The organism is Pseudalkalibacillus salsuginis (assembly GCF_021646685.1).
GTDB lineage: Bacteria > Bacillota > Bacilli > Bacillales > Fictibacillaceae > Pseudalkalibacillus > Pseudalkalibacillus salsuginis.
On the sequence record NZ_JAKJHW010000007.1, the window covers coordinates 53,830 to 72,304 of the forward strand.

Below are 18,475 nucleotides of genomic sequence, written 5' to 3' on the forward strand. Positions count from 1 at the left end.
CTATCGTATCTAAAATCCAATTTTCCTATAAGGAGCCTGAGCTTTAACTTTTCCTAAGACTTGAGACGTAGCTGGATGTCGGATTTTGATTTTAATGGAAAAAACTTACCGAAATCAGTCGGTAAGCTTCCTTATCAGGAGTAATGACCTGGACCCCGCTATTCACAAAAAGGAAAAGCCAGAGCATAATGCCCTGGCTGCAAATACTGATTATTTAAAAGATTTAACTCCCAAATAATGGTCTTGCCAATAGTCGATACTTAAATCAGTTACTTCTACACCTTCCGACCCAGCATGAATCATTTTATTGTCGCCAATGTAAATACCACTATGGGAAGCTCCTTCTGTATTATAGGTACCTTCGAAAAAGACGACATCTCCCACACTTGGAGAATCTACTTGTACACCATCATATTTCCACATATCACTTTCTTTTCTTTCTAAATCGACTCCAACTTGTCCAAACACATATTGGATGAACCCGCTGCTATCAAACCCGTCTGGTGTCGTACCTCCCCAAACATAAGGTGTTCCGATTAGACTCTCCGCTATTGAAACAATTTCAGACTCTGAAGTTTGGTCATCTGAAGCTGATGTATCGGAAGTCGATTGAACATCAACTGAATTCGTTGAAGTTGATGACAATGCTTTAAAAGTTTCAGGCCCTGCTAAACCGTCTACAGTAAGACCTTGTTCAGCTTGGAAACTTTTCACCGCATCTTCTGTAATAGGTCCGAAAATCCCATCAAGGTTGTAAGTATAATAACCTAGTTCTTGCAAACCTGTTTGCAAAGACTCTACTTCCTTTCCGTAATCTCCTCTGTCAAGGACGGATGTTTGTTCTGGGCTACTGGAGACATTTTGTTCAACTGGCTTTGAATCGGCATTGGCAAGAACACCTTCACTTAAAACAGGTGATAATGCCATAGATGTGACCAAAGCCGTTGTAATTACATACTTTCGTGCAGACGATCCTGTTGTAAACATAAAATTCCTCCTTGTTGAACTCTAGCTTAGTAATCGTACTGTCCCGGTTTGAAAACACGAGTCTTCCAAACCAATTACTAGTCTAACAGATGGGTCCTGTAAAGAAGTTGCGGTAGCATTAAGGGGACATATTATTCTGTTTACAACGAAAAAAGCCTATCCTATCAGTGCTATTTCTATCAAAAACACCCATGGCAAGTGATGATGAGTGCGTAAACCTTCCTATATATCCTCATATTTCCTGAAATTCATTCAATTACTGGATGTATTATTGCAAACGATCAAAATAAAAGCCGGATATGGTATACTGATTGAAGTATCTTATTCAAAAGGATGGCGTGCATCATGAACGGTCAAAATCGTGTGAACATACAACCTGGTGTCGAAGTCGATATCGTACTGAAAAAAGATCAAAGAACCGGCAAGCTGACGCGGGGCATCGTGAAGGATATCTTAACGAAATCCAGTTCTCATCCACATGGGATTAAAGTTCGTCTTCAGGACGGCCAAGTTGGCCGGGTAAAAGAGGTCTTCAAAAAGGAAAGCTGACCAAGTCGGTCAGCTTTTTTCATTATTGGAAACGGAATGGTGTACCAGGCTTTAATGATGGACCAATACTGCAGTTTTACAAATACGATCAGTTGTCTTACAAATTCTGTGCTTCGTTATGCAAAAACGGGCAGTTGTTTTGCAAAACTGGAGGTTCGTCTTGCAAACTGGTACGATTTTACTTCCCGCCCGTGTTATAAAACAAATACAGCCCGAATCCGAGTGTGTTGCGCCCCCAACGCAGGTAGGAAGATCGCCATTTCCGGATTCTGTCGCGCATTGCGTTAACGTCCGGGTCGTCAGGATTTTCTAAACAATACATTTCGATTGAACGAGAGTAAAGCCACTCATAATCGTCCCACTCATCCTCATTGGCCACGCTCGCCCACATTGGAACTAATCCGAGATCTTCACCGACCTGGATGTTCTCTTGATGGCTGAACAATTCTCCCTCTTCCGCACCGAGAGCCTCTAAATACGCTGCATCCGGTTTCCGTTTCCAGTAACCTTCCCCCACAAGTAGGTAACCCCCGGGTTTTACCACTTCACTCATCCGCTCTAAAGTAACCTTATAATTCCCAAGAGCATGGGTCGCGCCGAGGCAAATGGAAACATCATACAATTCGTCCATGCCATCAATCACTTTTTTTGCATCCTCATTTACGATTTCCAGCTGGTTATCTATAATCCACTGGCCAGCCTTCCGCTGAGCCTCTTCAATAAAACTCCTTTCAATTTCGATAGCAGTTCCGACAACGTCATGTCGGTCAATCAGATCCATCAACACACTACATTTTCCAGCACCAATATCAAGCACTTTCCCTCCACTTTCAAAAGGAATTCGATCCAATACCGATTGCAACTTCCCTTTATTGAGTGGGTTGCAAATTTCATGATCCCGGTGGGCAATGACTGAAAATTTGTTACTCGCCATTCTTTTCCTCCCTGTCCAGAAAGTTATCTTGCATCGACGAGTTCACCGGCGTACAAGGCTTTCTCCTTTAACTGCAAATCAAGTTTCCTTGCAAGACTCTTCAAAACGCGCTCCTCACCAGGAGTCACTAGTGTGATGACAGTCCCGCTCGCTCCAGCTCTTCCGGTACGGCCAGAGCGATGGAGATATTGCTTTTCATCCTCCGCAACGTCCACCTGAATGACATGCGTGAGCCCAGTAATATCAAGACCTCGTGCTGCGACATCTGTTGCCAGCAGCAAGTTCGTCTTCCCATCACGGAATTGCTGCAATGCATGCTGGCGCTCATTTTTCTTCAGTTCGCTATGCAATAGTCCGATCGGAATCCGGTTGTAATCCAACTTGTCTGCCATTACGGACAGATCGCCGATGTCTTTCCCGAAAGCGAGCCCTTTCATGTCTTTCAACCGTCCGATTTTCTCCAGGGCTTTCGCTTTATCACGACGTTCGGACACAATATAGAAATGGTCCACCTTACCACCTTTTTGGGTTGAGCGGTTCACTTTTATAAGCTGCGGACTGTTCATGAATCCACGCCCGATTTTTTCCGTTTTCTCGGGCAAGGTAGCAGAAAACAGCAGTACTTGGCGCTCAGCCAGTGTCGATTTGAGGATCGATTCAATTGTTTTCAAATGCTCCGGAACGAGAAGCTGGTCCCCTTCATCCAGGACGATTGTCTTGACTTCATGCATTTTCAACTTTTTCATTTTGATCAATTCTTCGACACGTCCAGGCGTCCCTAATATAACTTGTGGACTTTTTTTCTTCAGTTTTTCGAGCTGCCTCTTTACGTTCGCACCGCCGATTAAGGATACTCCTGTTATCCCGCTTCCTTCAGTCCATTTCTGTACCTCTTCAAAAATCTGCATGACAAGTTCCCTCGATGACGCCATGATCAAGGCTTGAGGGTCTTTTTTATCAGGATCAATCTTCTCTAAGATCGGCAACAGGTAGGCAAGTGTCTTTCCCGTCCCTGTCGGGGATTCAGCAATCACATCTTCTCCACGTAGGATCACAGGGATTGCTTCCTTCTGGATCGCTGTCGGCTTTTCAAAGCTTGAATGATCCCATGCTCTCTGTAAAAAAGGCTTTGTGATATGTAAAGTTTCCATTATCATTCTCCTTTATAAAAACGACTTTACCCTTTGATTAGTTTGATCGAATGATGAAGCATACATTCCACCATTCACTACTAGCCTACACCATGTCGGAACGGTTGAATAGTGGACAGTTCTTATCGTTGTCAAACAAAATAGACAAGGGATTATTTTCCTTATGGCGAATGTTGAGAGGAACCAGATGAATGCCAGGAGGTTTTATACATGAATGAAGCTGCCGTAATGCGCAAGCAATTTCAAAGCAACCCTTAGCTCTATTTCGAACAATACTGCAAGCATGACCCGATCCGTCAAGGTTGTTTTTTCGGAATCCCGAAAATCATCGTTACCGGGTATGCCGAACTGGAAGCCCTATTGAAAAATAGCCAATTTATAAAAGAATACCATATGGTGGTGGATTCATATTCTGGCTGGGGCACTATTGAAAGCCTCAAATTCGGCACTCTACCCGACTGGAACAATATCCCTTCAAGGCGATTTTTTTGGGTGGTACCATTTTTGGGTTATAATCAAACTAGACATCTTCCGTTTTTACTTCAAAGTACATCGGGTACAGTTCCTAAAAAGTAAAGGATGGTGAATGAATGTGAACATTGTCGTAGTTGGTGCAGGAGCAATCGGGGCTTATTTCGGGGGAAGATGCCAGGAATCAGGGCAGTCGGTACAATTTCTAGTCCGGCCAAAAAGAGCAGAACAGCTTCGTAAAAATGGGTTGAAGTTGCAAAGTCCTCATGGGGATTATGAATTTGAAGACTTGAACATTGCCGAAAGTTTAGATGATATCCATCACGTAGACGTCGTCTTGCTCGCTGTAAAAGGGTACCATTTGAATGATGAGTTGATGGAGGACCTGGAAAAGCTTGTAGCAAAAGGAGCCACAGTGCTTCCACTTCTGAACGGGATCGAGCATATCGATGAACTCCAACGTCAATTAGGCCAAGAAGCAGTCATGGGCGGCTTGTGCTTCATCATTTCAACTCTTGATGAAAACGGACATGTCGTTCATACAAGCACTCAGCATGACCTCATTTTTGGTGCGCTCCGCCCCTCACAGGAAAGTTTGTGCAAAGAACTCGAAAAGATCTTTGATAAAGCGAATATGGCTGGCGTTCTAAGTAGCAACATTTTGCTTGGCCTTTGGAACAAATACATGATGATCACAGCATTTTCTGGAGTAACGACTGCCGGTGACTTGACGATTGGGGCAATCAGGGAATCTACAAAAACAGTGAAACTGGCTGAAGAAGTCTTACATGAAATGAAACTCCTCGCACTTTCGAAAGGCGTCAATATCACCGATGATCATGTCCAAAAAGCACTCGATCAGTTGAATAGCTTTCCTTCAGAAGCCACTTCATCCATGCATCAAGATAGACGGAAAGGGCTTCAAATCGAAGCGGATCATCTACTCGGCGGGGCTTTGCGCCTAGCGGAAGAAGAGAATTTGAAGTTGCCGCATATTGAGACCCTTTATGCACTGGTGAAGCCATATGAATTAAAGATGGAATAAGAAAAGCGGAATTGCCCTGGTTAACCACGAAGGTTCCAGGAGGATCGACGAGGAGGCTTGAACCAAACAAAGTTCGGTTCTGCGTGGGTAAACCCTTCGATCTAAATCAATGTGTTGACCGCCGCAGGAGGACTGAAGTGATCCAAGTTGTTGGGCGGTGGAGCTGAACATTACTTCACCGAACCAAATTTCTCTAAATGTAAAGAAACCTTCTCCGATAAGTGAGAAGGTTTCTTTATGTATTCCAAAATGACTATTGTTGCGGACTTTCTTTTTGCTTCTTACCTGAATAACTCTTGGCTAACTTAAGCGTCTTCGAAATGACCTTTTGAACATCAATTCCTTTTTTCCTCAAATTCCGAATATGAATGTCAGTACTCGTCATGATTCTCAAACACTCCTTATTTTTAAAGATTTGTCCGTCCAGTTAAAAGCTCTATTGTATGTATTCCCTACTTTTTGAGCCATTAACCCTGAAAATCCATTTTCTATTTCTTATATTACATATAGACGTATTCAGGTGTAATTGGTTGCATATATTTATGAATTTTTTCATATGAAACGGATCCCCGTTTATTCTATCATACAATACCTGCTCCTATATTTTCGATTCCTAATTTATAGTTCGTTCCTTTTTACTATTTTATGGGACCCGGCATTCTTGTTTTCCTATTTCGCTTTTTAATTCGGGAAATAATGGGTATGGAAAACAAAGATGTTATAGATGAAAAGTTATGAAGGGAGCACTGTCGTGGAAATTATTTCTTGGTTTGAAACATGGATAGCAAATGTATCCAATTTTTTATGGACTTATGTACTTGCCATATTATTAATCTTTTCGGGGATCTTTTTAACAGTCAGACTACGTTTTTTTCAATTCCGTTTTTTCGGACACATGTTAAGCCAAACGATCGGCCAGATTTTTAAAAAGGACAAGCATGAAGGAACGATCACCCCCTTTCAAGCCTTTACATCGGCTCTTGCTTCAACAGCAGGAGCGACCAACATCGTCGGTGTACCTGTGGCCATCGCATTAGGAGGACCAGGGGCTTTGTTCTGGATGTGGATGGTTGCCTTGATCGGGATGGCGACCAAGTACTCGGAAATCATGCTAGGAGTGAAATACCGGGAAAAGAACAAGATGGGAACGTGGGTCGGTGGACCGCAGTATTATATCAAGAAAGCACTAGGGTGGGATAAAGTAGCAATCGCATTCGCTTTCTTCCTGATGATCGAGGTGATTCCGAGCTTGATGGTCCAATCCAACTCCATTACGACACAGCTTGAGGGAGCTTTCGGATGGTCGACACAACTGACCGGAATCCTTATGTGCACGTTGGTTGCCTTCGTCGTATTTGGGGGAATCCGAAGAATTGCGAAAGTGACCGACAAAATGGTGCCTTTCATGGTTATCACCTATCTGCTTGGTGCATTAGTCGTGATTTTTGCACATGTTGACCAACTCCCTAGTGTATTCAGGTTGATTTTCACTCACGCTTTCACCCCTATTTCTGCTGCAGGAGGATTTGCGGGAGCCGGTATTGCACAAGCTCTCCGCTGGGGGATTGCTCGTGGACTCTATTCCAATGAAGCCGGTCTCGGAACTGCTCCGATTACACATGCAGCGGCCCAGACGGATCACCCATCCCGACAAGCGTTATGGGGAATATTCAGTGTATTCGTGGACACGATTGTCATTTGTACCATTTCTGGTATCACCGTCCTCGTTACAGGGGCATGGACGGAAGTAGGCACGGACGATGCCTCTAACATGATCGGAACAGCATTTGGAACAGTAATGGGAGGTACTTTAGGCGGTGGTTTCATCTCGGTCTTCCTATTCTTTTTCGTCATAACCACTGTTGGTGTCTTGATTTTCTTTGGGGAAAAACAAGCAGAATACTTATTTGGGTTAAAAGCTTCCAAGTTTATGAGAATCCTATATATCGCTGCCATATATGTAGGTGCGATCGGGGGGTTGCAGTTCGTTTGGCAGTTCCTCGATTTGCTGCTGGCATTCGTCCTTCTCTGCAATATCATCCCGCTTGTCTTCTTACACAAGGAGATCCGCGCGGTGACAGATGATTACATCGAACGAATTTATCGTAAAAAAGAAGGAAAACCATCAATCCAGTTATTTTCAGATAAAAGCGATAAAGATTTACGTCAATGAAGTCATTACTCGATAGATTCCACTAAGTTGGGCTCATTTTAGAGAGCCATGCCTTCCTGTTTAGGCCCTCAGGAAAGGTAAGAATCAAACACGTATAGGAAAGCCCTTGTCACGTAGAGCTGAAACGAAAAAAGCTGGCCAAAACAATTTCGGCCAGCTTCCATTTTGATTCGTAATCATTTTGAGCCGATTTTCTTAAGCTCACCCTCGATCGTTTTGTCGATTTCACTTTTCGCTTTTTCTAAAGAATTCTTTGCTATTCCTTCAAGGCTGGATTTCTCTATTTTCACAGCTTCATCCTTCGTAGATTCTGCTTGTTTTTTCACATCGTTATAATACTTATCAAGCTCATTTTGATTTTGTTCGATCAGTTTGTCTTTATGTCTTTCTATTTCGTTTTTAGCACTCGCGACATTGGAACGAATATCTTCCTTGATCTGTCCAATGATGGCATTCTGCTTATCTTTAGTAGCTTTTTCAATCTCCGGGAATACTAACATATACAGCTTGTTGACACCGTTTTTGATGTAGGTATTCCAGTTGTCCCCATACGCTGCGTAAGTAGTCCCACCAAAAGCACCAAAAGCCAATACCCCTGACATAACAACTACTGCAACCTTTTTCTTACTTCCATTAACCCATTTGTTAAACATGATAAATTACCTCTTCCTAAGTTTTATAATTAGAAAGTGGTCGGTTGCACTACTAGCTCCTCCGTATCCAAGTGCCCAAATAAAGATCCGAATTCACAGCTCCCTCTATATTCCATTTGTATTATACCGTTCCAACATCAGGATGTTCATGATTCCAATTTCCTTATATATACATTTCTTCACTAGTTCTTATTTCTCATTATAAAAAAGGTCGCTCGGCTTGGGACTACCACTGGTTACGATCAGGATTCTGTTGTTCCAAGAGGTCGATGATTTGTTCATTTTGGTCTCTTTGCACTTCGAGAAGATCCCGGATGTCCTTTAAGAATATGATCAGGTAGTACACTGCGTAAACGACAACCGACAAAATCAAAAGCCAGAAGATATTAAGCATCTTATTTCATCCCCCCCGCTCATTCCGCCACTACTACTTTTACATGGTTGCTTCAAATTCCTTCCTCTATCGTCGAATCACTTTAAAATCCATCCATTCTGCAGGAAGTAGCTTCTGATACTTCGGGGTCAGAAAGCGGTCATCAACGAGCACGATCGATCCTTCATCGTCTTCAGTCCGGATTAATCTTCCTCCAGCTTGAAGAACCTTGTTAATGCCTGGGTACACATACGCGTAATCATAGCCATTCTTGTCCCTCTTATTGAAATACTCCTTGATGATGTTCCGCTCAGAATTGAGCTGAGGCAGTCCGACCCCGACTATTATAACACCGTTGAGGCGATCCCCTTTTAAATCAACACCTTCTGAAAAAATGCCGCCCATTACCGCAAAGCCGATTAGCTTCTTGTCATGCCCTGCTTCAAATCTGGTAAGGAAAACTTCCCGTTCCTCTTCTGCCATACCGCTGCTCTGGACAACTGCTTCATAACCCCAATCCTCTTCCTCGAACTGCTCGTAAACCATCTGCATGTAGGCGTAAGACGGGAAGAAGAAAAGATAGTTTCCCGGTCTTGAGTCTAAGAGATTTTTTACCATACTTAAAATCGGTCGCACAGATTGTTCACGGTCACGGTAACGCGTTGAGAGCGGTTGTATGAACACCTCGACTTTTTCTTTCGCAAAAGGTGATGGAATCGAGATTGTGTAATCTTCCTCATTCGCTCCAAGCATGTCTTTGAAATAGTGAAGCGGTGAGAGTGTCGCTGAAAAATATACCTTTGAGCGATAGCCCTTTCCGAATTGTTGCAGCAAATGAGATGGATCGAGACAGAACATCTTGATCTTCACTTCGTTTTTTTCATGTTCAAGGTAAGTCACATACCGTTCATCGTAGAATTCTGATATGCGTACGAAATTCTTCGCTGAGAAATACGTTTCAAGAAGCAGGTCCTGGGCTTCGCCTTCCTTCTGGTTCAATAACTCTTGTTCCGATTCGGTCACGAAAGCAGTTAATAGGCCGATCAAGCTAGCCGGATGTTCATCAAGCTCCCGCTGCCCATTTCCGTATTGCTTTTTCAATTTCAGCAGGTGGCCATTGATCGCTTTCGCCGACTCGAATATTCCCCTGTTTTCTTCCTTAAAAGCACGCCTTAATTGTAAGAACGGTGATTTGAAAAGCTCAGCCGAGAACATTCCACGCGCCCGGTCCACCAGATTGTGCGCCTCATCTACAAGGAGGCCAGTCCGTTTCTTCTGTTCTTCCAATAAACGCTTTAGTGATATTCGCGGGTCGAATATATAGTTGTAATCACCAATGATCATGTCTGCAGTGTAGGCGAGATCGAGCGAAAACTCGAATGGGCAAAGCCTGTGTTTCCTGGCGTATTCTTCAATCGTCACCCGATCCATCAGCATCTCGTTCGCTAAAATATCGAGGATCCCCTCATTGACACGGTCGTAATACCCATCCGCAAACTCACAGTAATCCTTTTGACAGATCGCTTTATCTTTAAAACAAACTTTATCCTTTGCAGTTATCGTGACAGAACTCATATGCAGCCCTTTCCCCTTCATTAAAGTGAGGGTCTCTTCTGCTGCTGTTCTTGTGATAGTCTTTGCAGTCAAATAGAACAACCGCTCAAGATGGCCTTCACCGATTGCTTTTACCGCTGGGAAGATCGTGGAAACTGTTTTTCCGGTACCTGTCGGCGCATGGGCAAACAAATCCATTTCATCGGCAATCGATTTATACACGGCGATCGCAAATTTCCGCTGCCCTGCCCGGTACTTTTCAAAAGGAAATGACAATTCTTTGATACTTCGATTTCGTTTTTCCCTATGCGCAAGAAGCAGCGCAGCATAGGGCTCGAATTTTTTGACAATATCCATTATGTACGTTTCGAGCTCTTTGAAAGTGCAAACCTCGGTAAAAAGCTTCTTCTCTTCTGTCTCCACATGGACATAGGTCAGTTGCACCTTCATTTGATCCAGGTAATGATTACAGGCATACATATACGCGTAAAACTTCGCCTGCGCCCAGTGGACAGGGTTCGTAGTTTCTGTAATATCGCCCAAATCACCGCGTGTCGATTTGATTTCATCGATCGTAATGATGTCATTGCTTTTGAGAAGCCCATCGCACCTTCCATCAATGACAAAAGAGAGCCCCTTGAAGTCAATCTCTGTCTTCAGATAGACTTCCTTTTGATCGGACTCTTCATAAGTCTTTTGTATTTTCTGATGAGCGATCGTTCCTTCGGTCATCGAGCTGTATGAACGGAAGCGGTTATCGATGCTCCCGCTCCTGAACACATACTCTACTAATGGCCGGACAGAAAGACGGATCTCTTTTGTCATTTTTATCACCTAAAGGAGGAATTTTCCGTACATAGTTGCTACAACTAGTTTACTAGAAAACACACGTTCGTAAAAGTATTGAGCATAATCCTTCATCGAAAAATTAAAAGGCTAAGTGTACACCTGCATACACTTAACCTTTCATCCTCCCTAATTGATTGTCGGCCCCTCGAAGCAATGCGGACAAGGCAGATATCCTTTGTCAGTCAATTGTTCAATTTTTTCTGCTTTCTTTTCTCCGGAACGTTTGTTCAATGGGATCTGAGGGAGGCCACATTTGTCGCCAACATATGCACTACGGTGAATTTTTCTATGTTTGTGATCAATTAAATATTTTGCCATCCTATCCCCCCTCCTCCAAATTTAAAATTCTATCCTGTAAAATCATTCTCATGATGTTTACAATTTCCCAAATAACCCGCTCCTTTCATAATAAAAAAACCGAAAAGGATCATATCCTCTTCGGCTTATGTCTAGCTCTAATGTCTAGCTCATTTCCACCAAATTTATGAATTCGGGTTCAATATCATGATTATAAAACTACGATCGATATTGAAATCCCAATCTATAAATAATTCTACGACTTCGCCTTCTATGTGCGAATTGATGTGATCCAGATTCAGCATACTCTTCTCAAGCTTCCCCTTTGCATTCCGAAGAGCATTCTCTTTGCCATCCTGGATCAATTGTTTTTCAATCTCTACTAAAATTTCGTCACGTACCACGATCAGTGTCCGGGAATTGATACGGGTCGATTTGATTTTGGATGGCTCTTTTTCAACTTTACCACTCATATTCGCAACTTCTTCATGGACTTCATCTTTACCTTGATAAGATTCTTCCATATCATATGGACTCGGACCTACGCCTAAAAATATACCAGACCGATTTTCCAGCGACCAATCATAATACAGGTTTTCGATTTCAATGTTGGTAAGCAATTTAATGCAGGCTCTCACTTCGGCGCTGATCATGTCCATCAAAAAACCACGTGTCTTTTTCACTGTCTGTTGATGATTCTCACTATAAAGGACCCGTTCCATAGGTGTCAGGAAATCCTTTATATAAATCACGACGAAAGAATCGGAAATCGATACGTAAACAGATCCTGGACCCTTACCAAAATTGTCTCGAAGCACTTTCGCAACATAACTCGAAATTTCAGCTTGTTTCTCATTTGTATTTAAAGTATGTGTATGTTCATCTGGAGACGGAAGCTTCATATCCTCCATCCTCTCTTTAGTGTAATGGTTAACTACAGATTTGAAAAGCGCTTAGTGGAAAGTTCTGAAAACTCGTTATTTAGTACTCCAGAGTCTGGCTTTTTCACTGAATCTGCAATTATGAACGTGACTTTATACATGCTTTAAATACCCTGTCTTATACAACAAGAAACCAGCCTGCATCATTTTTATTATTGAGTGTTCACCTTCGGACTTTCGACAGGCAGACAGACCGTCACCTCAGTACCGACATTTGGTTCACTTCTATAGCTTACTTTCCCGTTCATCGATTGGATGATTCTAAGTGAAACGGTAGTTCCGAGCCCAGTTCCTTTGTCTTTAGTCGTGTAGAACAACGTTCCAATCCGATCAAGTTGCTCTTTATTCATGCCTTTGCCCGTATCTGTAACATTCACAATTACACGATTCACAGAAAGCTTTACACCGATCGTCACGGTATCGCCTTCTCTAGTCGCTTCAATTGCGTTTTTAACGAAATTGACCAGGGCCTGCTTCAACTGGTTCCGGTCCGTTCTAATAAGACAGCTGGAATCGAATTCATTGATGAGTTCCACACCCTGTTTTACAGCGAGTGCATCCATCAGGAACATCACTTCATATATGACATCTGACAATCGGAACGTTTCGATTTTCTTGAATTCCGGCTTGGCAAAATTCAAATAATCATTGATGATCGCTTCAGCCCGCCCCAATTCACTCAGGACGAGTGGAATGTATTCATAGCTGTCCCCTTTTCTTTCAGCCTTCATCATTTGGAGGAAGCCTTTTACGACTGTGAGAGGATTACGAACCTCATGGGCGATCGATGCGGCAAGTTCCCCAAGCGTATTCAATTTTTCAGATCGCTGGATTTCCTGCTTCATGATATGCCGCTCGATGACCATTTCAGTCAACATGGCTGCAAATCCGATGCCAATAATCTGGATTGTACCGAAAAGGAAAATATTGATGAGGATTTCCTTATTTGACGAAAACCCTTGAGCAAACATGTATGCCAACAGAATTCCCAGCATGACAAAGGCAGGCCAACTGCCAATGACAATCGCCATCTTTACCCGCTTCTTTGGATTGTATTTCATGAATTTATTCGCAAAAAGAAATGGGAGCACTGCTGCCATAATACCGCTTATGTAACCGAATAGCAGGGCATCACCACCTAGAATTGTCCTGGTAAGCAATATGAACCCCAATACGATCCCGCCAGAAATAGGCCCGCCATATAAACAGGCCAAAACGAGCGGAACATACCGGAAATCCCAATAAAGGCCATAATTGTAATATGCAAAAACCATACAAAGAAACGCCGCGAATCCATGTAAGAGCCCATAGCTGTAAGGGGATTGATCAATGCGACGTTTTTGGAACAAAACACCATATATAAGAACAGGGACAAGAAAAATCAATACATGTAGCAATAGCTTTTCAGCAAGCATTTATACCTCCAAGAATAATCAGGACATCCATACTAGTAATACGACATCTAAAATAATTCTCCTTTTTCCATTTAAGTATTTTTACAATATTTTGAAAGGTAAACACGAAATTCTACCCAAATAATATAAATAGTAGAAGAAAAATAGCCAAAAAGACCGGTGCCTGGCACCGATGCATACCCCTTCTGTCGCAAGGCTTCTGAAATGGTGCCTGGCACCGACGCAAACCCCTTCTGCCACAAGGCTTCTGAAATGGTGCCTGGCACCGACGCAAACCCCTTCTGCCACAAGGCTTCTGAAATGGTGCCTGGTACATTCATTAGGTACATTCCTTAATAAGCACATTAATAAAAGTACCAGCAGGAGGAGTGCTGGTACTTTTTCTAAATTAGCATTTGTCGTCGTTATTATCGTCTTCTACGCCACCGATCGCATCAAGTAGACGTTCAATGTCAACACCTGTTGCTGCAAAAGCGACCGCTTTGTCACGTTTAGCTTTCGCGAAAGCTACTGCTCGCTTCTTCTTACGGTCATCATTATTGTTCATCCCTGTACCGGCAACGTTATTACCGTTATTGTTGTTATTAAAGAATCCCATACCTTTCACCTCCTTTTAATCCAGAGAGTTTTGAAATTGTACATTGTGAAAGCCCTTGTGTTCATCTGGACAGATTACCGTTTAATCGTTTTCGAAATTACCCCCTGGTTAAACTTTCCGATTAATGCTACAACATCAACTGCACATTTATACAACGCTTCATCGATCACCTCCCTTAAAACAACTAATCCTGGACTTACTGGTTTTTATAGAACCACCGCTTGTTCGACTCTAGTAAATAAAATTCTAGATTCTACTAATCTTAGTGCTTGAGGTGCAAAACCGCCTTTCTTTTGTATAGAAAATAGAAATCGATCACTAGAGAAGACAGAATGCAGGTTTTAAGGATGTGCTTTCACGCGGGTCAAAACTTGAGCTATGGAAACTCAATAGGAGGAGGTGGTGTAAGTCTTCGGACCGGTAATCGATACTCTTCAAAGACATTGGTAATGGCAGTCGCAATCGCTGTTGCGGTCGGGTCATCGCCAATTGCAACAGATAATGCAGCTGCAAGATCTTTTTCTCGGATCGCTACTGCAGCAGCTGATGGGCCTCCTTCTTTCAACGCTGCCATTGCTGTTTCAACTGCAGCGTCGATTGCTGCTCTTATTTCTTTTTCACGATTTCCAAGACTCATACTTGTAAGCCTCCTTTTGTAATAGGAGTAATACTAGTATATTGAGAATGAAAGATTTCGTAACGGTCAATAGACTAGATTCATAGAATATTTTCATAGTCATTTATGGATTTTTCTAAAAACCAGCGTTCTTATGCATAAAATCGAAATAAAAAAAGGACCGTCCCATAAGTGCCTGACTTCACCGGTCCTAACAACATTTGTTGTGTTGGTGGTGTCTGACACTATTTTAGGACAGCTCCTTTTAAAAGTAGATTACAAAATGAACTTTAGTATCTTACAGCATTGTAAGAGTTGATTCTTCCATGAGAGAAATAGTAGCCTGTGCCACTGATGTTGTCAGCTGTATTTTCGATAGCAGCGCGGATTTGAGAGTTGTTACGCCCCTGTCCTGCCAACAAACCTGCAAGACCAGCAACATGTGGAGATGCCATTGACGTTCCAGACAAGTATACGTAACGGTTATCCGGATATGTTGATGCAATGTCGACACCAGGTGCTGCCACATCTACCCAAGAACCATAGTTAGAGAAAGAAGCCAGGTTGTCATAACGATCAACCGCAGCAACCGCTATGACATTCGAATATGAAGCCGGCTCGAATGTCGTGCTCACACCATCATTACCTGCGGCTGCGATAAGGACAGATCCTTTATTCCAAGCATAGTTGACAGCATTCTGAAGGGTGGTCGTATTACAATCACAGCCTAATGATAGATTGATAACCTCCGCCCCAGCATCAGCTGCATAACGAATCCCATCTGCGATATCAGCGAGTGAACCGCCTCCATTTGCATTCAATACACGTACTGCAAGAATGTCAGTGTTTGGAGCCATTCCTGCTACCCCTCGGGAATTATTCGTTTCAGCAGCTGCAGTACCTGCTACGTGTGTGCCATGTCCGTTCAGGTCCATCGGCGTCCAGTCATTGTCGACAAAATCGTATCCGCGGATCGTTTTCCCATCTAAATCCGGATGGTTGTAATCGACTCCAGTGTCAAGGACAGCAATTTCTTGTCCGCTGCTTCCTCTAGCAATATCCCAGGCTCTCGGAGTATCTGTGTTTTGAGGCCCATATTGATAGCTATAATACGTATCATTCGGTGTCCAGTTCACTTTGAAAGAATAGTTCGGCTCAGCATACTCCACATTTGGATTTTTCTCGAGCGCTTTGACAGCCGCTTCAACATTTCCAACTTTTAAAACTTTGAAGTCAGATTTTACAGCGTCATCATCAGCTACTTCTTTTGCCCCGATTTTGCTCAGTGCACTGCTTTGAGCAGATTTCGCAGACTTGTCTTTGAACTTGACGATGACTTCCCCTTTTACATACTTTCCGGCTTCATCAGAGACATTGACGACCTTTGACTTTTCTGGTGCCTCCAGCTGATCACTGACTGCAGCCTCCCCTACCATTGGAAAAAGTACCATTGACGCAGCGAGTGACAGTGTAGCAAGTTTTCTGAATTTCATCCTATTCCCTCCCTGAAAATGTATTCATAAACAAATTCAGTCAAATAATTCTAATTCCTGCAAAATCGATATTGGGAAAGACCAAGTAATTTCAGCATAAAAATCATGGTTAAACAGTGTCTTTTTTCCCAATATAATAAGATTAGTTACTTTCCAAACTGAACCAATTAACTAAGCATTCATGCTCATCCTATTAACGATTTTGAGTTACAATGTACATAAGGACATATTTGAAAAAATCGGGGGTTGGAAGTTGAAGATAATAAGAAGTATCAGTGTCATTTCGATTGCACTCATTGTAGTCGTTCTTTCAGTCGTCATTTTCTTCAGAAATGGAATCATCTTGGATTCACTTGGTGTGCACTTTGACAACCCTTTCTCTAAAACCGTTCAAGTACCACAATCCCATTCCTCTGTTGATGAAAATCATAATGGTCTCCCGGATCCGATCGATATCGTAAATGCAGCGAGAAAAGAAGTAGAACAACGGACCAACTATAAGAGCGCCTACTATTCTGGGGGCTACCCGCCAGATGATGAGGGTGTATGTACAGATGTGATCTGGCGTGGATTGATGGGGGCTGATATTTCATTAAAAGAACTTATGGATGAAGATATCGCCGAGCATACGGATTTATATCCAAGGGTCAATAATGCCCCTGATCCGAACATTGATTTTCGACGAGTTCCTAATCAATTCGTCTTTTTCGAACGGTTTACCGAATCCTTGACGACAGAGCTTATACCTGGTAATGCGGAAAATCTGAAACAGTGGCAGCCTGGTGATATCGTCTTATTCCTGGATGGCTTCCATCATGTAGCTATCATTTCTGACAAACGAACGAAAGAAGGTATACCCTATGTCATCCATAACAACCAACCTTTTGCTGCTGAAGTGAAACTTACTTCCTTCAGAACACCGATTGCCGGACATTACAGATGGAAATATGGAAGTTTACAAGATTAGAGACATAAAACGCAAAAAAAGCTGGTCGTAACTGAAACCAGCTTTCCTTTTTGTCATTTTACCTTCCAAAATACCATGGCCCCCTACTAGAATGGACGGACCGTAATGGGATCCGCCATAATTCTTCTAGAGATTAATTACTATAGTCTGCTCTCTTTTTTCAACATCTAAAAAGGAACTTCCAGGGGGCCTCTCTGCATTCTTAAATACCAAAAATCCGTGTTTTAATTTCATTGATCACATCGGATGTTGTCGCATTCCTTTTTAAATCTGGGGTTTTCACGCCATCGGCAATCACTTCTTCTACAACCTTTAATAAAAGATCAGCGGCTTTTTTCTCTCCTAGATGCTCCAGCATCATTTTTCCTGTCCAGATCTGCCCGATCGGGTTTGCAATCCCTTTTCCGACGATATCTGGAGCAGACCCGTGTACAGGTTCGAACATGGATGGATATTTGCCGTTCAAGTTGATGTTCCCTGCAGGTGCTACCCCGATACTCCCCATGATTGCAGCGCCGATATCACTCAGGATATCCCCGAACAGATTGCTGGCTGCAATAATATCAAATGACTCAGGCTTCGTCACAAAGAATGCCGATAAAGCATCAATATGAGTCGATTCTGCTTCTACATCTGCGTAACCTACAGCCACTTCCTTCACGGTCTTATCCCAGAACGGCATTGAGTGGACGATGCCATTCGATTTTGTGGCACTTGTCACCTTGCGATTCCTCTGTTTTGCAAGCTCGAACGCAAACCGCAAAACCCGTTCAGTCGCTTTTTTCGTAAAAACAGCATTCTGGATAGCAATTTCATCCTCACCTCGATGAATCGTACCGCCAACCTCGCTGTATTCTCCTTCGCTGTTTTCACGGACAATGATAAAATCAAAGCCATTCGGATGCTTTAGAGGCGATTCAATCCCGGGTAATTGCTTAGCTGGCCTCATATTGATGACCTGTTCGAATTCCCGCCGTATCTTGATCAAAAGCCCCCAGAGGGAAACATGATCCGGGACAAGTTTCGGGTTTCCGACCGCTCCTAAGAAGACAGCGTCATGCTGTGCCAACTGGTCGATACCGTCATCAGGCATCATCATACCATGTTCAAGATAATAGTCACAGCTCCATGGATAATGGCTGTACGCCAATTTGAAACCGCCATGCACCTCAGCCAATGCATCTAACACTTCCAACGTCCCTGGCATGATTTCAGTACCGATCCCATCGCCCGGCACCACACCGATTTTATAATTTTTCATCTCCAGCCCTCCTATGGATTCAATCTTTTATTTTTCGATAGTATCCAAAACCTATTGCTTTAATTATCATAAACTAGTAAATGGGGTAACAGCAATTCAATAGGTTTTTTGACATAAAGGTATTGAGTATGAAAAGTGCCTATCTTAT

Annotated in this window: 18 protein-coding genes and 1 riboswitch; of the genes, 4 read left to right on the plus strand and 14 right to left on the minus strand. The window is 42.8% G+C overall.

Going from position 1 to position 18,475, the window contains the following annotated elements:
- Positions 1-210 precede the first annotated feature (210 nt).
- Positions 211-987, minus strand: coding sequence for a C40 family peptidase (locus tag L1611_RS16350; protein WP_236314789.1), 777 nt, complete (start codon positions 985-987; stop codon positions 211-213).
- 345 nt (positions 988-1,332) lie between these two features.
- Between L1611_RS16350 and L1611_RS16355 the strand changes: the two genes are divergently transcribed.
- Complete coding sequence (locus tag L1611_RS16355) at positions 1,333-1,536, plus strand: YwbE family protein (protein ID WP_236314790.1); 204 nt, start codon at positions 1,333-1,335, stop codon at positions 1,534-1,536.
- Positions 1,537-1,714: 178 nt separating this feature from the next.
- Here L1611_RS16355 and L1611_RS16360 read toward each other — a convergent pair whose 3' ends face one another.
- Positions 1,715-2,470, minus strand: coding sequence for an SAM-dependent methyltransferase (locus L1611_RS16360; RefSeq protein ID WP_236314791.1), 756 nt, complete (start codon positions 2,468-2,470; stop codon positions 1,715-1,717).
- Between the two features lie 23 nt (positions 2,471-2,493).
- Positions 2,494-3,621 (minus strand): DEAD/DEAH box helicase, encoded by a 1,128-nt coding sequence (locus tag L1611_RS16365; protein WP_236314792.1) that lies wholly within the window; start codon positions 3,619-3,621, stop codon positions 2,494-2,496.
- 586 nt (positions 3,622-4,207) lie between these two features.
- Here L1611_RS16365 and L1611_RS16370 point away from each other — a divergent pair.
- Both L1611_RS16370 and L1611_RS16375 read left to right on the plus strand, forming a co-directional pair.
- A complete protein-coding gene (locus L1611_RS16370) occupies positions 4,208-5,137 on the plus strand; it encodes a ketopantoate reductase family protein (protein ID WP_236314793.1) in 930 nt (309 codons plus the stop codon).
- 724 nt (positions 5,138-5,861) lie between these two features.
- On the plus strand, positions 5,862-7,310 hold the full coding sequence (locus tag L1611_RS16375) for an alanine/glycine:cation symporter family protein (protein WP_486659993.1): 1,449 nt from the start codon (positions 5,862-5,864) through the stop codon (positions 7,308-7,310).
- Between the two features lie 176 nt (positions 7,311-7,486).
- Here the strand turns inward: L1611_RS16375 and L1611_RS16380 are convergent, their stop codons facing one another.
- The 10 genes from L1611_RS16380 to L1611_RS16425 form a co-directional block, all read right to left on the minus strand.
- Positions 7,487-7,963, minus strand: coding sequence for a hypothetical protein (locus L1611_RS16380; protein ID WP_236314795.1), 477 nt, complete (start codon positions 7,961-7,963; stop codon positions 7,487-7,489).
- A 29-nt stretch (positions 7,964-7,992) separates the two neighbouring features.
- A riboswitch (cyclic di-GMP riboswitch) is annotated at positions 7,993-8,076 on the minus strand.
- A 113-nt stretch (positions 8,077-8,189) separates the two neighbouring features.
- Positions 8,190-8,357 (minus strand): hypothetical protein, encoded by a 168-nt coding sequence (locus tag L1611_RS16385; protein ID WP_236314796.1) that lies wholly within the window; start codon positions 8,355-8,357, stop codon positions 8,190-8,192.
- Positions 8,358-8,423: 66 nt separating this feature from the next.
- Positions 8,424-10,715, minus strand: a complete 2,292-nt coding sequence (locus L1611_RS16390) for an ATP-dependent DNA helicase (protein WP_236314797.1) — start codon at positions 10,713-10,715, stop codon at positions 8,424-8,426.
- Positions 10,716-10,865: 150 nt separating this feature from the next.
- Positions 10,866-11,057, minus strand: a complete 192-nt coding sequence (locus tag L1611_RS16395) for a hypothetical protein (RefSeq protein WP_225066065.1) — start codon at positions 11,055-11,057, stop codon at positions 10,866-10,868.
- Positions 11,058-11,221: 164 nt separating this feature from the next.
- Entirely contained in the window at positions 11,222-11,938 is a 717-nt protein-coding gene (locus tag L1611_RS16400; RefSeq protein ID WP_236314798.1) for a Na-translocating system protein MpsC family protein, read from the minus strand.
- A gap of 191 nt (positions 11,939-12,129) precedes the next feature.
- Positions 12,130-13,392 carry an ATP-binding protein gene (locus L1611_RS16405; protein ID WP_236314799.1) on the minus strand — a complete coding sequence of 421 codons (1,263 nt, stop codon included), beginning with the start codon at positions 13,390-13,392 and terminating at the stop codon, positions 12,130-12,132.
- Between the two features lie 71 nt (positions 13,393-13,463).
- Positions 13,464-13,712 (minus strand): hypothetical protein, encoded by a 249-nt coding sequence (locus L1611_RS16410; RefSeq protein WP_236314800.1) that lies wholly within the window; start codon positions 13,710-13,712, stop codon positions 13,464-13,466.
- 68 nt (positions 13,713-13,780) lie between these two features.
- Positions 13,781-13,990: a hypothetical protein gene (locus L1611_RS16415; RefSeq protein WP_236314801.1), complete on the minus strand. Its 210-nt coding sequence runs from the start codon at positions 13,988-13,990 to the stop codon at positions 13,781-13,783.
- Positions 13,991-14,366: 376 nt separating this feature from the next.
- Positions 14,367-14,627 (minus strand): hypothetical protein, encoded by a 261-nt coding sequence (locus tag L1611_RS16420; RefSeq protein WP_236314802.1) that lies wholly within the window; start codon positions 14,625-14,627, stop codon positions 14,367-14,369.
- A gap of 269 nt (positions 14,628-14,896) precedes the next feature.
- On the minus strand, positions 14,897-16,099 hold the full coding sequence (locus L1611_RS16425; RefSeq protein WP_236314803.1) for a S8 family peptidase: 1,203 nt from the start codon (positions 16,097-16,099) through the stop codon (positions 14,897-14,899).
- A gap of 253 nt (positions 16,100-16,352) precedes the next feature.
- Between L1611_RS16425 and L1611_RS16430 the strand changes: the two genes are divergently transcribed.
- Entirely contained in the window at positions 16,353-17,066 is a 714-nt protein-coding gene (locus L1611_RS16430) for a DUF1287 domain-containing protein (RefSeq protein ID WP_236314804.1), read from the plus strand.
- Positions 17,067-17,268: 202 nt separating this feature from the next.
- Here L1611_RS16430 and L1611_RS16435 read toward each other — a convergent pair whose 3' ends face one another.
- Positions 17,269-18,327, minus strand: coding sequence for a tartrate dehydrogenase (locus L1611_RS16435; RefSeq protein ID WP_236314805.1), 1,059 nt, complete (start codon positions 18,325-18,327; stop codon positions 17,269-17,271).
- Positions 18,328-18,475 lie beyond the last annotated feature (148 nt).

Excerpts from the sequence above, each read along its gene's own strand:
- L1611_RS16350 (WP_236314789.1), bottom strand. The coding sequence starts at position 987 with ATGTTTACAACAGGATCGTCTGCACGAAAGTATGTAATTACAACGGCT.
- L1611_RS16355 (WP_236314790.1), top strand. The coding sequence starts at position 1,333 with ATGAACGGTCAAAATCGTGTGAACATACAACCTGGTGTCGAAGTCGAT.
- L1611_RS16360 (WP_236314791.1), bottom strand. The coding sequence starts at position 2,470 with ATGGCGAGTAACAAATTTTCAGTCATTGCCCACCGGGATCATGAAATT.
- L1611_RS16365 (WP_236314792.1), bottom strand. The coding sequence starts at position 3,621 with ATGGAAACTTTACATATCACAAAGCCTTTTTTACAGAGAGCATGGGAT.
- L1611_RS16370 (WP_236314793.1), top strand. The coding sequence starts at position 4,208 with ATGAATGTGAACATTGTCGTAGTTGGTGCAGGAGCAATCGGGGCTTAT.
- L1611_RS16375 (WP_486659993.1), top strand. The coding sequence starts at position 5,862 with ATGAAAAGTTATGAAGGGAGCACTGTCGTGGAAATTATTTCTTGGTTT.
- L1611_RS16380 (WP_236314795.1), bottom strand. The coding sequence starts at position 7,963 with ATGTTTAACAAATGGGTTAATGGAAGTAAGAAAAAGGTTGCAGTAGTT.
- L1611_RS16385 (WP_236314796.1), bottom strand. The coding sequence starts at position 8,357 with ATGCTTAATATCTTCTGGCTTTTGATTTTGTCGGTTGTCGTTTACGCA.
- L1611_RS16390 (WP_236314797.1), bottom strand. The coding sequence starts at position 10,715 with ATGACAAAAGAGATCCGTCTTTCTGTCCGGCCATTAGTAGAGTATGTG.
- L1611_RS16395 (WP_225066065.1), bottom strand. The coding sequence starts at position 11,057 with ATGGCAAAATATTTAATTGATCACAAACATAGAAAAATTCACCGTAGT.
- L1611_RS16400 (WP_236314798.1), bottom strand. The coding sequence starts at position 11,938 with ATGAAGCTTCCGTCTCCAGATGAACATACACATACTTTAAATACAAAT.
- L1611_RS16405 (WP_236314799.1), bottom strand. The coding sequence starts at position 13,392 with ATGCTTGCTGAAAAGCTATTGCTACATGTATTGATTTTTCTTGTCCCT.
- L1611_RS16410 (WP_236314800.1), bottom strand. The coding sequence starts at position 13,712 with ATGAATGTACCAGGCACCATTTCAGAAGCCTTGTGGCAGAAGGGGTTT.
- L1611_RS16415 (WP_236314801.1), bottom strand. The coding sequence starts at position 13,990 with ATGGGATTCTTTAATAACAACAATAACGGTAATAACGTTGCCGGTACA.
- L1611_RS16420 (WP_236314802.1), bottom strand. The coding sequence starts at position 14,627 with ATGAGTCTTGGAAATCGTGAAAAAGAAATAAGAGCAGCAATCGACGCT.
- L1611_RS16425 (WP_236314803.1), bottom strand. The coding sequence starts at position 16,099 with ATGAAATTCAGAAAACTTGCTACACTGTCACTCGCTGCGTCAATGGTA.
- L1611_RS16435 (WP_236314805.1), bottom strand. The coding sequence starts at position 18,327 with ATGAAAAATTATAAAATCGGTGTGGTGCCGGGCGATGGGATCGGTACT.